The sequence below is a fragment of the Halorientalis salina genome (assembly GCF_005049285.1).
Lineage (GTDB): Archaea > Halobacteriota > Halobacteria > Halobacteriales > Haloarculaceae > Halorientalis > Halorientalis salina.
Genome location: NZ_SOSC01000016.1, coordinates 26,185 through 41,734, shown reverse-complemented (window position 1 = coordinate 41,734; position 15,550 = coordinate 26,185). Strand labels below are relative to the sequence as shown.

Genomic DNA, 15,550 nt, shown 5'->3' with positions numbered 1-15,550 from the left:
AGCTAACGGCACAGTGACAGGAATCGCGGTAGTTCTTCGGCGGCAGAGAGACCGTAAAAGAAGGATTCGGTGTCGAAATGTGACCGTACCGACCGACCACTCGCAGCAGCGTCTCAGGACTGGGAAGCGCGCAGGTCCTGGAAGATGCCGAGATAGCCGACGATCTCGTCCTCGCCGTCGATCCGCGTCGAGGAGAGTCGCACGTCGCGGAGTTCGCCGGATTTGGTCTGTCGTCGGGTCTTGACGGTCTGGATGGTTTCGCCGCTGTTGAGTTGGCCGATGACCGGTTCGAACTTCGAGGGTTTGTTCTCGGGGATGAACGGGACGGGTTCGCCGAGGACCTCGTCTTTCTCCCAACCGAAGAGTCGCTCTGCCGCACGGTTCCAGAGTACGACCTCGCCGGCTGGGTCGACGATGACGATTGCGTTCGGCGAGGCTTTGATGACGGCTTCGAGCGTGTTCGTCGTCTCCGAGAGGCCCTGCTGGACGTGTTTGCGCTCGTCGATGTCGATATGAAGCCCCGTCGCTCGGGTGGCGGTCCCGCTCGCGTCGCGGTCGACCACTGTTCCGATCGTCCGAACCCACTGCCAGTCCCCGTCCTCGGTCCGCATCCGGACTTCCTGGTCGTACCGCTCGGTCTCGCCGTCGAGGTGGGCATTCAGTGCGGCCCTCGCGTCGTCCACGTCGTCGGGGTGGATCACGTCCGCCCAGATGTCGAAATCGAATTCGGGAACCTCGCTCGCCAGTCCGACCATGTTGGTCCACTCGTCGTTGAAGACGATTTCGTCGGCCTCCCGGTCCCAGTCCCAGGTGCTGATAGTCGCGCCCTCGACGGCCAGTTCGAACCGCTGTCGGACCTGTTCGAGCGTCTGCTCGCGGTCCGTTTGCTCGGTGACGTCCCGCGTAACGAAGACGAGCCCCCCGATCGCGTCGGCGTCCAACCGGTTGACTCCCCTGGATTCGACGGTCGCCCACGACCCGTCGGCCTGTTGTAACCGGTAGGTACACGTCACCGTCTTCGATGGACTACCAAGCAGTTTCCCGATCTCCGTTTCCACCCCTTCCCGGTCGTCGGGATGGACGTGTTCGAGGAGCGACGACCCGACGATGTCGTCCGGTTCGTGGCCGACGACCTGCGTAGCCGCCGGACTCACGTACTCCACGGTCTTCTCGGCGTCGACGACCGTGACGAACTCGGTCGCGATCTCGACGAATGTTTCGTAGCGCGCGAGGTCCCGATCACGTGCCTTGCGGTCCGTCACGTCACGCCCGGAACCGACGAGTTGGACGACCTCACCATCGACGACCACCGGAGCAATTCGAATCGACCACGACGACTCGTCGTCCGGAACAGGGAGTTCGAGTTCGCACTCGACGGGTTCCTGCGTCGTCACGCACTCGCGAAACCGCGATACGAGCGTCTCGCCGGCGTCGTCGCCGAGGATTTCTCCGGCCGTTTCCCCACGGATATCCTCCGTCGACAGTCCCGTCTGGTCCTCGTAGGCCGGATTCGCCCGCTCGAAGACGAAGGTCTCCGCGCCGGCGTCGACGTCGACGAAAAATATCGCGTCCTGTGCGTTCCGGAACATCGCGTCGGCCCTCGCGAGACCCTGTTCGTGTTCCCGTTCGTCCGTCCCGCTCTCGAAGATGGTAACGTAGTACTCCCCACCGCTGATTTCCTCGCGGCTCGCAGTGATTGTACCCTCGAAGGTATCTCCGGCAAGGGTCTCGAATTCGATCGGTCGATCCGACACTTGCCCGGTCGCAGCCAGTGACTCGACGAGCGCCTCGCGTTCGTCCGCGTTCGCGTACAGTTCGGATGGCCTGTGATCCAGGAGCGCATCTGTCGATTCGGCACCGACCAACTCGACCAGCCCCTCAGTGACGTACGTGAACTCGTCGTCATCACCGGTCGTCGCTCGCTCGATGGCGACGGGGAGATGCCCGAGAATCCGCTCGTATCGGTCGACTTCCAGTTCTCGCTCTCTCCGTTCGGTAATATCGGTGAAGAACAGGGAGACACCGTCCTCGTCGGGATAGACGCGGACCTCGAACCAGCGGTCGATATCGTCGTCGTACCGTTCACAGGTCTCCTGTTGGCCCGATTCCATCGTCGCCTCGATTTTCCGCTGGGCCTCGGTGCCGACCATGTCCGGAAAGACGGTCCAGACGTGGCTCCCGACGATATCGTCGGCGTCAGTCCCGAGGAGCCCTTCGGCTCGTTCGTTACAGGTGAGACACTGGAAGTCAGAATCGAGAACGACGACCGCGTCGGAGACCCGTTCGAGCATCTCGTCCCGCATGAGAACGTCACTATCACGCTCGGATCCGCTCATGTTAGTGACGTTGTATAGGGGGATGGATAAATCGCTTTGGCGTCACCAGTGTCGCCGTAAAAAAAAGCAGTTCGCTGATACTCGTTACGGCAGGTCAGATCGGGTCACGGCGTGGTCACTCGCAGTCGAGCGATTCGCCGATGTCGATGATCTCTTCTTTCGAGAGTCGACCGGAGAGACTGTAGGAATTGTCCGCACAGTCGAGCACGAGGATGGACGTCGTGTTGCCATTGTACTCGTAGTCCGTGTAGTAGCCGGTCTGATTCCCGACATCGACTGCATCGAACTGCTCGCTGTCACTGTAGTTGAAGCCCGTCGCGGAGCGTGTGGCGACGTGGAGGGACTCGCCGTCTCCATTGGTGTACCGAAGCGTAATCGCGTGGTAGTCGTCACCGTCGATGACGTCTCCTCGATCGAAGTTGTAGGCGTCAGGCACGTCCGGGTCGGGGACCGATCGGTTCGTGTTGTCCTGGAGGGCCGACAGCGAGTCGTAGGTGCTCCGGTTCGGCATGGAGTGGTCCGGTTCCTCGGCGTCATCGGGGATGTCGACAGTGAACCGATCGTCCGGAATCGATTCGTTCAGCGTGACGTTCCGGAACTGAGCGGTCATCTCGTATTCTGACTCGCCGCTGTCGATGTTTGTGGCCATCTTCGTCGGGAAGTAGGTATCCGTGTCGAGCCAGACGGTCGCGTCGACGGACCCGTCCATCCCATCCGTGTTCGTGGGGGTCACCTCCAGCCGATAGGTCTGCTCACCGTCCAGACGCTCGCGGCCGTCGTACGAGAGTTCGCTGTTGTTGAGCATTCGGTCAACCATCGTCTTCGGCCCAGTGTCGCCGGTGTTGTCGAACCGGTTCACCTGATTGTTTTCCACGTCGTAGGTCACCGTCTTGCTCTCGTTGCGGACGGTGATCGTCTCGGTCCGATCGGTTTCGGTCTCAGTCCGGATGCGATCGTTCTCGTAGTCCACCCACATCTCCTGTAGGGTTGTCATCGTCCGGTTGTCGTTCATCGTCACGTTCGTCTCGTAGGCCATCACGAGCGTATCGAGTGACGAGACGCGTTCTTCGAACGTTTCGATCACTTCCTCACCGTCGGGAGACGGCGAATCTGTCTGTTCGTCCGCATCAGAAGACGTGCTCTCTGTCTGTTCTTCGGGCTGTTCCGCAGTCGGCGACTGGTCGGTCATCGCGGCCGCTCCGGTAACACCGGAGGCGACGACCAGCGCGCCGAACGTGACTGCAATCAGGGCAGCACGGAGGTTGTCGGGAACCATTGCACTACCAACTCGTGCCCGGTCTCGGATAAAACGGAACCGCGAGGTTCAGACCCGGAAGCCGTGGCCAACTTATAAATGTCATGTCGTCGTTCCCCGGGCAGGCGCGACGGAAGCCAGCGGGGCTTCGAGGTCCGTGTCCCCTCGATTTATGTATCCGTTCGGCCAAATCTGTCAATAGTTCGTATGGTCAGTATCGGCGCGCTCGGCGTTGGCCTCGTCACGCTCGTAATCGCGGGTCTCGTCGGTCGATTGGGCTGGCGACAGCAGCGTCGTCACTCCCTCGTCGCGAAGACGCCAACGACCGATGTCCGGTCCATCGACGACGAGGGACTCGTCGAGCTCAAGGGCCGGGTCAAATGCGAGGAGCCGTTTCAGTCGCCGATCAGGGACGAGGAGTCCGTCCTCTCCGCGTGGGAAATCGACGAGTGGGACGAGCGCGGCAACACCGATATGTGGGAGACGCGCGCCTCGGGTGTGTACGCGAAACCCTTCGTCATCGACGACGGAACTGGCGAAGTTCAGGTCGATATCGACGACCGCGTCGTCGGCGAGGACGCGGGCAGAACCGAACTCAGTCTGGGCCCCGTCGATTTCGACCGACTGGTCGCGAGCGGCGTCACGGTCGAAGACGTCTACTGTTCGTTCGACCGCTTCCCCGTGGAAACGACGGTGCCGCCCGACGCGGACCCGCCGGAACGGATCGCCGAGTTCGTCGAGGGAGAGACCGGCATCTCCGAACAGACTGATTCGATCACGAACATCGTCGATATCGGGAACAAACACGGCGAACGTCGGTACTACGAGCAGACGATCGAACCCGGCGCGGAGATATACCTCCTCGGGAACGCCGAGGCGACGGCCGACGCGACGTATCCGTTAGGTCCCGACGACGTGGTAATTACGCCCCCAGCGGACGGGGACGGGTCGATGATCGTCTCGGATCAGTCCGAGGACGCGCTCGTGTCGGACCTCGGCAGTTACAAATTGGCCTACGGGGTGGCGGCAGCCATCGGTCTCGTCGGTGTCGGGTTCCTCGTCGTGGGTGCCGGAGTGGTCTGACTTCCTGCGGTCGTGCGACACGTCGACTCCCGCTTTCGTGACTTGGTGGTCGTGTCAGCGACCCTCGACCGTCGGTGCGTCGTCGACCCGGTCGAGTTCGAAGCCGTCGTAATCGTCACCCGCGACTCGGTCACAGATCTCTCGGTAATTGTCGAGGCCACCGGGGAACGGCGTGAAGACCTGGGTTTTCCCGGGGACGTTCGCGCCGCGGTACCAGGACTTGGCTTCCGAGAACAGCATGTTTTCGGCCAGCATGTTCGTGTTCTGGACCCACTGGGTTTCTGCGTCCTCGGTCGCCTCGATGCGGTCGTACCCCTGCTCGTCCATGTAGGCGATGCAGTCGGCGATCCACTCGACGTGCTGTTCGATGGCCATCGGCATGTTGGTGAGGACCGAGGGACTCTGCGGCCCAGTGATGGTGAACAGGTTCGGGAAGCCGTGAATTCCGAGGCCGAGATAGGTTCGCGGTCCGGCTTCCCACTTCGCTTCGAGCGTCTGGCCGTCCCTGCCTTCGATATCGATCGCCAGAAGCGCGCCGGTCATCGCGTCGAATCCCGTCGCGAAGACGACGGTATCGAGGTCGTAGTGGTCGTCGGCCGTCCGGATACCATCGGGCGTGAACGCCTCGATGGGCGCCTCGTCGACGTCGACGAGCGTCACGTCGTCGCGGTTGTACGTCCCGTAGTAGTCGTTGTAATCCATCGGCGGGCGTTTCGAGCCGTAGGGATGGTCGGTGGGGACGAGTTTCTCGGCCGTCTCCGGGTCGTCCACCTTCTCGCGGATCTTCTCGCGAATGAACTCGGAGATCGTCTCGTTGATCTCGGCGTTCGACAGAATGTACCCGGGCTCGAAGGCGTGGAGAAATCGGAAGCCGCCCTGCTGCCAGCGCTCTTCGAGAACCTCCTCGATTTCCTCATCAGAGAGGTTGAACGCGGTGTGTTGCTCCCAGTCGAACGGCATCCCGAGCCGGGAGTCCCGCGCTCGCTCCCAGATGTCGTCGTAGTTCGCCCGGATGTCCGCGTACTCCTCGTCGCCGAGCGGTCGGTTCCTGGCGGGGACCGCGTAGTTCGGCGTCCGCTGGAAGACGGTCAGGTGATCGGCGCGCCCGCCGACCTCGGAGATGAACTGGATACCGGTCGAGCCAGTACCGATGACGCCGACGTGGTCGTCGCCGAAATCGATCTCCTCGTCGGGCCATCGGGCCGTGTGGTACCACTCGCCCTCGAAATCGTCCAGCCCGTCGAAATCGGGGCGGAAGGGCTTCGAGAGACAGCCGACCGCAGTGATGAAAAAGCGAGTGGAGACGCGTTCGCCGTCCGCCGTTTCGACTGTCCAGGTGCTCGATGACTCGTCGTACGTCGCCGACGTGACCTCAGTCTCGAACTCGATGTCGCGGCGGAGGTCCAACCGGTCGGCGACGAACTGGAGGTACGCGAGGATTTCGGGTTGTTCAGGGTAGCGTTCGCTCCACTCCCAGTCCTCGTGCAGTTCCTCGGCAAACGAGTAACAGTAAATGTGGCTCTCGCTGTCACAGCGCGCGCCGGGATAGCGGTTCCAGTACCAGGTCCCGCCGACACCGTCACCCTTCTCGAAGACACGAACGGAGAGGCCCAGTTCCCGCAGGCGGTGCAGCATGTAGAGCCCCGAGAACCCCGCTCCGATAACGACTGCGTCGACGTCGGCGGACCCAGTACCCCCCTCAGTATGTGTGTCTATGTCAGACACGCTGAATCACTGCCTCAAGCATAGGGACGGCCCCGGTTAAAAATACCCCACCAGACTATCGGCTGTATATCAGTGACGGTCGAACGCGGAATCGGGTTGCTACCAGTTTTCCGGTGCGAGCGCGTCCCTGGTCTGTTCGAGTTCCTCGACGGACTGGCCGTGTGAAAAGGAGATTCGGACGGCATCGACGGCGTCGATGTCAGTGAACTTCCTGATGCGTTCCCGGACTTCCTCGGGCCGACCGGCACCGACGAGGTCGTCCATCAGTTCGTCCGGGAGGGCGTCGCGAGCGCCCTCTTTATCACCGTCCTCCCAGCGCTGGTGAATCTCCGACGTCACCTCCTCCCAGCCCTGCCTGGCAACCGATTCCCGATAGAACGGGCCGTAGGCAGCCAGCATGAACACCAGCTGGTCGCGGGCGAGCGTGCGAGCGCGCTCGCGGTCCTCCAGCGCACAGCAGCGGAAGGTCGGCGTCACCCGGAGGTCGTCGAGCGAGCGGTCGCCGAGTTCGGCACCCCGTTCGAGGTCTTCGAGACGGTCCCGGAGCCCGTCCGGCGTGAACAGTTGTGGCACCCAGCCGTCGGCAAAGCGACCGGTCATTTCGACGGACTTTGGACCGAGCGCGGCGATGTCGATGCCCGGTTTGGGTTCGATCGCGTCGAACTCGGGGTTGAGGCCCCCGAGATCGAAGATCTCGCCCGAGTAGTCCGCGCGCTCGCCGGCGAGGATCATGTTGATTATCTCGATGGCCTCACGGAGCGTCCGGAGCGGGCGGTCGAACTCGCGGCCGTGCCACTGCTCGGCCAGCGGCGGCGAGGAGGCACCCAGCCCCATTCGATAGCGCCCGCCGGAGAGCTGCTGGACAGTGGCGGCCGTCTGGCCGAGGAGTGCCGGCGACCGACCGTACGGGGAGATAACGTCGTTCGTGATACCGATCTCTGTGGTCTGTCTCGCAAGCGCGCCCTGTACTGCAACCGCGTTGTACCCCGTCACCTCGGACATCGAGATGAAACTGTAGCCGACGTCTTCGGCGTCCTGTGCGAACTCGATGGCGGCGTCCATCGAGGGAAACGTACTCATCGGGAGCGTCGTATCGAGTTTGGCACCTGTTGGCATGTTCAGGACTCCATCCGGCTCGTACTTGGAAGTACCCCCGTTCAGTCGTCGAACTCCCGTAACAATCGATCGGCCGTCGACGTAGTAACGTAGTAGGTGTGTTTGCGATGTGTCTCGTCTTTGGGTTTCAACTTTCGTTCGCTGCCCTTGATCGTACTTCCCTCGTAGACGGTAACGAGGCCGGTGCGTCGCAGCGTACGATAGAGATGTCGCACGTACTCGAACTCCATCCCCAGTTCCTCGGCAGTCATTCGCGGATAGTCGGGACCGCCGCGCGCCAGTCGCTGTGCGATGGTCCTGCCGTCCGGCAGATGCCGGAGGACGTTCAGTTTGCCTTCATCGTCGTCCAGAAACCGGAGTAGGTGATCACCCTCCCGTGAGAGTCGATAATACGTGTGGTGTTGCCGGACTTCATCGGCCTTTTTCGCCTTCACGCGACGCTGTTTGACGGTCCCCGATTCGACCCGTTCGAGCAACCCCGTGGACTCCATCTCCTCACACAACGCTTCGACCTGGCTCCGCTCTGCATCGAGGTGCCCGGCCATCGACCGCGGGTAGTTTCCCTCGACGGTATCGAGGTGATAGAGCACGAGATACGCGACTGGATCGGCGGGTAGCGGTGCCAACTGTCCGACGACAGCCTGTTTCTGTTCGAGCTGGGATTCGAGTTCTTTCGCGCGCTCGTAGCGTGTTTGGGCGTTCGTCGCCGCGTCCGCATCGAGGTCGAGTTCGAGGTCGATGTCCTCGCCCTGAGGCGTCCGTAGGGTCAGGTCGAGTTCACCGGCTTCCCAGTGGTCGCCGGTTTCGTTGCGGGCCCGTTCGAGAGCATCGTCGACCGCCTGGATGCGAGTCATGATGGTATCTGCCTCCCGTCGAAGGCGCTCGATTTCGGCCTCGGATACCATCTTGGGGGCCGATAATAGCGATGGCCGTTTGAACCCATCGCGTATCGATCGGCCTTATTGTCTTCACGACGATATGCTCGGTATGGACCCTGACGACACACACACCGAGTGGGCCGAGCGCTCCGGCCAGTACTCGCCCGCGTACTACGCCGAGATCGGGCCCAACGAGGTGAGCGACACGCTCGCGACCGTCCTCTCGTACTACGCCAGCGAGGAGGCCGCGATCCTCGAAGTCGGCTGTAGTTCGGGCCGCCACCTGGCCCACCTCCGGGACAACGGCTTCGAGAACCTCACCGGGATCGATATCAACGACGACTCTTTCGACGTGATGGCCTCACACTATCCGGGACTCGCCGAGACGGGGACGTTCCACACCGGCGCTATCGAGGATATCGTTCCCGAGTTCGCTGACGACGCGTTCGACGTCGTCTACTCCGTCGAAACGCTCCAGCACGTGCCGCCCGAAAACGAGTGGGTCTTCGAAGAACTCACGCGTATCACGAGTGATCTCCTCATTACTGCCGAAAACGAAGGGAACAGTCCACAGCGTGGCCGGACGGGGGAAACGAAGACGGTCGTCAACGACGACTTCCCGCTGTACTTCCGGGAGTGGAAGCGCGTGTTCTCCGATCTCGGGCTCGCCCAGTTGCTGTGCGAGCCGACCGATCGAGACACTGTTCGTGTCTTTCGCGTCTCTTGAGGTAACGCCCGCTATCGGGGCCAGTACGGCCGCCTCCGTGGACTGGTCGCTCGTTCGCAACTGGTGAAGCAGCGGACGACAACTATATAACTCTACGTAATAAAGATGTAAGGATGTCTCCCTCTAAGTCTCTACCGGCCCGAAAGGCGACGCTCTACTGTACCGGCTGCAACCACGCTAATCTCATAAACGGCGACTGGACCATTCAGATCCGTTCCGACTCGCTTCGGTACGAGTGTCCCGAGTGTGGGACACTGATCGATTCGACCCGCGACCGTGGGGATCTGACCCAACAGAGCGACGGATCGCTTTCGTTCCGAAACTGATCACGTCCACGATCTGTGGCAGGACTGTCCCAACGAGAGCGACTGGTGTGCGATCTGGGACGTGTTCTGCCCTCAGGTCTGTGGCTCCCCCGCTACAGAATTCATATAACTCCTGATACCTTATCCGGACGTAATGGACAACTCTCCGTCGTCGCAAGCGCAGTCACACATCCACACGGCCCCGCGGACGGAGATCTCACAATATCAGGGCAAGTTTCGAATGCACTTCAACTTCCCTGGCCGGCTCGTTCCGGGCCACGACGATCACGGCTACGGCCCGCTGGCAACGGTCGTCGAGTCGTTCATGGATCCGGGAACGCTGATTCGGATGCATCAGCACCGCAACGAGGAGATCATCTCCTGGGTTCCCGACGGTGTGATGCGCCACGACGACCGCCAGGGGAACGAGCTGGTCACGGATTCGGACCACGTGATGGTCATGAACGCCGGCAGCGGCTTCTGGCACGCCGAGGAGACGCTCGCAGAGGACCCACCGCTGCGGATGCTGCAGATATTCGTCCGGCCACACAGTCTCGATCTCGACCCCGACATCCAGCACGAACCGATTCCCGACGCAAACCCCAACGAGTGGCGCACCCTCTTCGGACCCGAGGACGGCGATGCTCCACTACACGTCCGCAACGACGTGTATTTCTATGACTGTCGGCTCGACGCCGGCGCGACCGTCAGCCTACCCTCCAGACCCGGCTGGGACACCTATTTTTACGTCTTCGACGGCGCTGTGACGGCTGGCGAAGGAGAAGCCGAGCTGGGATATACAGAAAGCGGTCTCGTGACGGATGCTGGCGACGTGCCCGTGACGGCCACGGACGACTCGACCCTCGTTGCCTTCAGCATCAATCCCGACGCCCCGATCACCCGCCAAGGGACGATCGGCCGCTGAGTAGCTGCTTTCGAGGACCAGCGAAGAGTCCGGGACGGATTCCGGTCGGAAACAGCATCAAGCAGTCGGGACAACTGTAGCACCGTATCATCCTTTGGGTATTATTACTACTCGTATGCAGCCGAATTTAATGTCAGACACCTATCTGATTATTCTCAATAAAACTTACTTTCCCAGTGAATAGATAGTAATGTCAGTCGTGCCAGCACACGAAAACGATGTGGACGTTGTGGACGCCCCTTTCACACTTCCATGTGACCACAGCTTCGCATATTCGACGCTGGCAACATCGATCGAAGACAGTGAGTTCTCCCTGGAGAACATCGGGTCCACGACGGACGGAGCGATGTACATGGAGGTTTCCTTCGCGTGTCCTCGATGTCAGACGACGGTCACAGTCGAATTGTTAGAATCCGTCGTGATGTCAGGCGAATAACGGAGTCGCGTCGCGTAAGACACCGTTCACAGCCCTTGTACAGCCCCGATCCGGCAAATTCGACTCGTTCAACGTGAGTTCCGCCTGTTCGCGGGCCCCTGTCGCTCCATTACTCACTCCGAAAACTCGTCGGAGTCGACACCCGGTATCTGATCGACCCGTTCCGCGAACTCCACCGACGAGAGTTTCGCGATCTCCGCCAACCCGAGATGGATCATCACTGGGTAGAAATGGCGGGTGACAGCCATTTCACCGTCGAGTTCCTGCCTGATACAGTCCGCCATATCGGACCGGACGGATTCGAGGGCCTCGTCGAGCTCTTCCGGAACGTATAGATTGCGGTGCTCCCACTCCTTCTGAACGTGTTTCACACGTGGGTTTTCGCCGTGTGATCGAATCAGTGATGGATGGTCATCGCCAGCGTCTCGCGTGTCGGTCCTGATTTTCGGCGTCTCACCGTCGTTCGGCCGTCTGGATGACGAGGGTCCGCTCATGTTGAGATCATCCGAATTGCATCGGAACGGTTTTGATCTCGTCGAACCGGGACCACGTGAAAGCATAACATGGCTCTGTGGGTCTAACTCTATCTGTGCGCATGTCTCAAAAAGATTCGTCAGACAATTGCTATCTAATTGTCGTTGAAATGTGAGGGGAATTAGCAGACGGATCCCGGTTGTCCGCGTAAGACAACGTCTCCGCATATGTCCAGGACTGCGATCATCGATACCCCCAATCCGAAACTATGGCAGATTCCTTATCTATTGAGATTGGTCTTTCAGCGGATACAGTTCCACGAAACCGGACGAGTCCTTCGCGTTCACTCGGTCCACCAGTCTAGTCTGGAATATTATACGATTGGTGAGAACGCACCCAATATACATCCTGGGTGGGATCCCCGATAGACCAGTATTCTGGTCTCTTCGGTCGGTTTTCCGCCGTCCCGACACCCTAAATCACTTCATAATTAGAACGTATTCTAATCATAGCATAATTTTAATTTCCGTGGGGTGTCTCCGTACCTGTAGCTAGGAACACGACAGTTACCGGAAGAACGGGTTGGTGGAACATCTCGTTCTTCTCTCCGCTGATTGAAAAGTGTTTCCCGGCGTGAGAGGCATCACCGCCGAGCCAGGGCTGTACCGTCGAACACGGAGAACCAATGAAAGTAGACCACACGGACTCGAAACAGATAGGATTCGGACCGTTCAAATGCAATGAGCGTCCCTCGAGGCGAGGAGGTGACCGGGATGGGGCGAATCCAGATCGATGATCAAGGTGGGGAATGGGAACTGACGACCGCACGGTGGGACGGTGTCATCGAGTTGCAACTGGACGACGACGTCCTTCAGGTGGGTATCTCCGACCGGTCCCCGTACTCAGCTGATGACGTCGAAATCACCGAATCAGGGAACCGGGGTCCGTCGTCATTGTTCGGTGACGGTCCGCTGTGGCTGTTGTATGCCCCGACCGTTCTCGGAGTCCTGGCTCTGGTAGTCGACAAGTTATCGGTCTTTCAGGGATTCGGGACGTCGATCTCGTGGGCCATCGTCGTCGGCCTGTACTGGTCGTTTTTCCTGTTCGCTGTGTTCGGGACGATCTTGCTGTATAACGACGCGAAGGGGCACCAGGCGGCCGAGCGCGACTGGCAGCCGAACCCCTGGCAATACGTACTTTCGGGTGGCGTTGCGGTCAGTGCGATTCAGACGGCCTTCGTCGGCCTCCCGTCAGGCACGTTGTCTGGGACGCTCGCCTACGTGGTCGGCCTACTGGTCGTTGGGTGTGTCGTCTCGTCCGGAATCACTGGTCCGATCTATCTCTTCATCCGAACGCGTCGGCTCTCTGGACGGGCTTCGGACTGAGAGCCTCCAGATGAATCTAGAGCAGAACCCAGAAAAACACACTCAGAACCGCGAGTAGAAAGAGCAGTCCGACGAGATAACTCAGCCAGGTGTCGTCTCGATCAGCGAAGACTCCGATCGAATTCGTCAGTATCTCTCCGGCGAATGCGAATGCGAGGCGGAACTCCCGCCAACAATAGGTGCAGAGGTGAATACTCCGGGTCCGGATGAGACCAAATAGGTACACCATCATATCGCCCAGTTCCAGGAGGAGATTGTCCCGTTGAACCGTCGCCGCTCCTGACCCCGACCGAGACGAGTAGGGTGGGTTTCGCTCCGTCGACGACTCGTCATCGGCCGCCACCGAACTCGTGGTCGTGGGCTCGCTCTCGCCGTTTTGGGTGGCTGTCGCTGCTTCGTCAGTGCGCTCCTCTCGCGCGACGGTATCCGCCGATGTGTGGGTTCCGACGTCGTTCAGACGCTGGACGATCGACGGATCGACGGGCCGCAGATCCGGTTCGGTCGGATTCGAAAAGTCAGGGGTGGTACCGACGTCGACGGTTTCCCGCATTCGGAATTTGACTCGCCTGACTCGTTCGTCCCAGTCTGTCATCAGGAGCGCTTCCCCGTTTTCCAGATTCTCGACCGTCGTCGCCGCGTCGGAATCGAGTATCCGCCTGACGACGTCCGTATCGTTGTTCCACGTCAGGCGATGCCAGACGATCCAGTTGCACTGCGTGATGAAATCCTTGTCGACGGCAGCAGGCCGCTGCGAGATGCCACAGAGTCCGAGCCCCCGTTTGCGCCCACGCTTTGCGATCTGCAACAATCGCTTCCCGAACTCGTCGAGCCCACCGGATTCCGGGAGGTATTCGTGTATCTCCTCGACGATGAGGAGGAACGGGTTCTGGACCCGCTTTTCCCGGGTGAACAGTTCGCGGACGACACGTTCGAGCAACGCCGTTCGCTCGTCCTCGTCGAGATATCCAGAGACATCGAGGATCACCGGAACGTCATCTTCGAGCGCCAACTCGGCCAGTAGCGGAGCGTGCTCGGCACCGACTTGAACGTCACAGGTGGTGTCTGCACCGACGTGGAGGACTTCGTACTGTTCTTTGAGTCCGTAGTATTCACCGTCGGTATCGACAATGAGGAAGCTGAGGTCGTGGTCGAGCAACTCCTCGGCGATGACGCTCGCCGTCACTGACTTCCCGCTCCCCGATTTGCCAGTAATGAACCCTCGCCCCGTCAGCAGGTCGACGACGGGAAGCGTCCCGCCATCGACGGTGACCGTGATCTCGGACGGAGCGGTTGGCATCGCATAGTTCTATCCACGATTCGGCTATATGTCTTCTGACCAGTATCACCAATCAAAGAAAACATCTCTATTTCGATCACGTCACCGCCAGTAGATTTTTGCGCGGAAAGTGAGTGAATTCGGTATGGTCTCGCTGTTGCGCGGTGAGTTCGCGAGACAGACAGCCGGGTTTATCGTGGGTAGTTCCCTCGTTCTCACCGCGTGCTTCGTCGGTTTGCTGGGCCTCTCGACGGGCACTGTCGCAGATGTCCAGACTCGGTTACCGTTCTATATTCTCGGCATGGCTACGGTATTCGTGGCTGCCATGTTCGGACTCGTGAGATACGAAGCAGACGGGACGACGGCAATGTTCGGTGCAGTCGGCATCTCGCTCGTCGGGCTCGTCCTGATCTCACTCACCGTCGAAGGAGTCATCTACGCGTTTCGGTTTCCGGGACGAGTGTTCGGGTCAGAACTGCTGGTGTACTTCCTGGCGGCGGGCCTGATCGGAACCGCGCTGGGCTACTGGTTACTCAACTTCTGGCGGGATTTCACCGCAGATCACCCCGAAAAGGCCTGAATGAGTGGCGATCACTCGCGGTCGCCCGGTACAGCGGGTATCGATCAATACGCGTATCGAAACGGCAGTGGGTGAGTTCGCGGCAGTCGGTAAATGAGATCAATACGTCCGGATTGGACCGCATCTATCAGAAGTACTCGCTGATTGGCCCACTAGATTTTGTCTTCCAGCATGTTCAACGGGTCGACGCCCCGCGGTGCCTGGAGCAGCGATTCGAGATGTGCTGTACACAGCTGTGGCGTCGTGTCTTCGATCTCGTACTCGTAATTGATCTTGTCCCCGTGCTCGTCGTCGACGATGGAAAGTTGCATTTCGGGTACCGCGAAGACGCCGGCTTTGCCACACTCGAGACAGCGATGGTTCGTCTCGTCGTCGCCAGCGTCCCCGTTCAACGCTAACCGCGTGAGCTTCGATTCACAATTCGAGCACAAACTTCCCTGCTTGTTTCCGGTTTCGACGTGGACGATGAGTCTCGTAAAGCCTGCTTCGAGACCACACGAGATGCATTTCATGTTTCCGGGGAGTGTGGTACTTGCTCTGCATCGGCGGGTGCTGATTCCGTGAGCTGGTCGTAATGGAGGTCACACAGATATGGACTAGGTGGCTCCATCGAGTACTCCGATCGCGACACCCGTTTGCCATCGACCTCGACGACATATGCCCGCCACTCCGGCAGCGCGTAATATCCATCGCGGTTACACAACACGCAAACCTCGTCGATCCAGTCACCCGTTTCGAGTGCTTGCCCGAACTGTTTGCGCTCGCAGTTCGGGCAGAGCACACCGATTTCGGTATCGTCGACTGTATCCACCACGGCCCTGTTGTATGAACTCTGATGTCCACACGCTACACATTGCATGATTGCGTTCCTCCCGGCGGCTCGTTGTACCCGCTGAATCGGGATTCTATCAATTATCGGTCGAGATAATCAACCTGACTATGAGTATAGTTACCATCTATTGTCTCAGCCAGCAATCTATTTTCTCACAATACACAAACATATACAACCCATAGATACAGCATACATTTCAGCCATAATTATAATAATT

The 15,550-nt window shown here is 59.8% G+C and carries 14 protein-coding genes; 6 read left to right on the top strand and 8 right to left on the bottom strand.

Going from position 1 to position 15,550, the window contains the following annotated elements:
• Positions 1-113 precede the first annotated feature (113 nt).
• Together E2481_RS17770 and E2481_RS17765 are read right to left on the bottom strand one after the other, a co-directional pair.
• Positions 114-2,336, bottom strand: coding sequence for a GGDEF and EAL domain-containing protein (locus E2481_RS17770; RefSeq protein WP_136718506.1), 2,223 nt, complete (start codon positions 2,334-2,336; stop codon positions 114-116).
• A gap of 115 nt (positions 2,337-2,451) precedes the next feature.
• Positions 2,452-3,612 (bottom strand): DUF2092 domain-containing protein, encoded by a 1,161-nt coding sequence (locus tag E2481_RS17765; RefSeq protein WP_136718505.1) that lies wholly within the window; start codon positions 3,610-3,612, stop codon positions 2,452-2,454.
• A 186-nt stretch (positions 3,613-3,798) separates the two neighbouring features.
• On the opposite strand from E2481_RS17765, the gene E2481_RS17760 reads away from it, so the two are divergent.
• Positions 3,799-4,674: a GIDE domain-containing protein gene (locus E2481_RS17760; protein WP_169302490.1), complete on the top strand. Its 876-nt coding sequence runs from the start codon at positions 3,799-3,801 to the stop codon at positions 4,672-4,674.
• 54 nt (positions 4,675-4,728) lie between these two features.
• Here E2481_RS17760 and E2481_RS17755 read toward each other — a convergent pair whose 3' ends face one another.
• The 3 genes from E2481_RS17755 to E2481_RS17745 form a co-directional block, all read right to left on the bottom strand.
• Positions 4,729-6,399 carry a flavin-containing monooxygenase gene (locus E2481_RS17755; RefSeq protein ID WP_256867916.1) on the bottom strand — a complete coding sequence of 557 codons (1,671 nt, stop codon included), beginning with the start codon at positions 6,397-6,399 and terminating at the stop codon, positions 4,729-4,731.
• 99 nt (positions 6,400-6,498) lie between these two features.
• The gene (locus E2481_RS17750; RefSeq protein WP_136718502.1) at positions 6,499-7,515 is read right to left on the bottom strand and encodes a TIGR04024 family LLM class F420-dependent oxidoreductase; all 1,017 of its coding nucleotides are present in this window, start codon (positions 7,513-7,515) and stop codon (positions 6,499-6,501) included.
• Between the two features lie 41 nt (positions 7,516-7,556).
• Complete coding sequence (locus E2481_RS17745) at positions 7,557-8,420, bottom strand: DUF2250 domain-containing protein (RefSeq protein ID WP_136718501.1); 864 nt, start codon at positions 8,418-8,420, stop codon at positions 7,557-7,559.
• A gap of 82 nt (positions 8,421-8,502) precedes the next feature.
• Here E2481_RS17745 and E2481_RS17740 point away from each other — a divergent pair, with 82 nt between their 5' ends.
• Entirely contained in the window at positions 8,503-9,120 is a 618-nt protein-coding gene (locus E2481_RS17740; protein ID WP_136718500.1) for a class I SAM-dependent methyltransferase, read from the top strand.
• A gap of 459 nt (positions 9,121-9,579) precedes the next feature.
• Positions 9,580-10,350 carry a pirin family protein gene (locus E2481_RS17735; RefSeq protein ID WP_136718499.1) on the top strand — a complete coding sequence of 257 codons (771 nt, stop codon included), beginning with the start codon at positions 9,580-9,582 and terminating at the stop codon, positions 10,348-10,350.
• A gap of 549 nt (positions 10,351-10,899) precedes the next feature.
• Here E2481_RS17735 and E2481_RS17730 read toward each other — a convergent pair.
• Positions 10,900-11,157: a hypothetical protein gene (locus E2481_RS17730; protein ID WP_136718498.1), complete on the bottom strand. Its 258-nt coding sequence runs from the start codon at positions 11,155-11,157 to the stop codon at positions 10,900-10,902.
• Positions 11,158-12,000: 843 nt separating this feature from the next.
• Between E2481_RS17730 and E2481_RS17725 the strand changes: the two genes are divergently transcribed.
• The gene (locus E2481_RS17725) at positions 12,001-12,645 is read left to right on the top strand and encodes a hypothetical protein (protein WP_136718497.1); all 645 of its coding nucleotides are present in this window, start codon (positions 12,001-12,003) and stop codon (positions 12,643-12,645) included.
• Between the two features lie 16 nt (positions 12,646-12,661).
• On the opposite strand, the gene E2481_RS19150 is transcribed toward E2481_RS17725, so the two are convergent.
• Positions 12,662-13,942 (bottom strand): ATP-binding protein, encoded by a 1,281-nt coding sequence (locus E2481_RS19150; protein WP_136718496.1) that lies wholly within the window; start codon positions 13,940-13,942, stop codon positions 12,662-12,664.
• Positions 13,943-14,246: 304 nt separating this feature from the next.
• Here E2481_RS19150 and E2481_RS17715 point away from each other — a divergent pair, with 304 nt between their 5' ends.
• Entirely contained in the window at positions 14,247-14,501 is a 255-nt protein-coding gene (locus tag E2481_RS17715; protein ID WP_136718495.1) for a hypothetical protein, read from the top strand.
• Between the two features lie 152 nt (positions 14,502-14,653).
• Here E2481_RS17715 and E2481_RS17710 read toward each other — a convergent pair whose 3' ends face one another.
• Positions 14,654-14,893 (bottom strand): hypothetical protein, encoded by a 240-nt coding sequence (locus E2481_RS17710; protein WP_250137876.1) that lies wholly within the window; start codon positions 14,891-14,893, stop codon positions 14,654-14,656.
• A gap of 182 nt (positions 14,894-15,075) precedes the next feature.
• On the opposite strand from E2481_RS17710, the gene E2481_RS17705 reads away from it, so the two are divergent.
• Complete coding sequence (locus E2481_RS17705) at positions 15,076-15,330, top strand: hypothetical protein (protein ID WP_136718493.1); 255 nt, start codon at positions 15,076-15,078, stop codon at positions 15,328-15,330.
• Positions 15,331-15,550 lie beyond the last annotated feature (220 nt).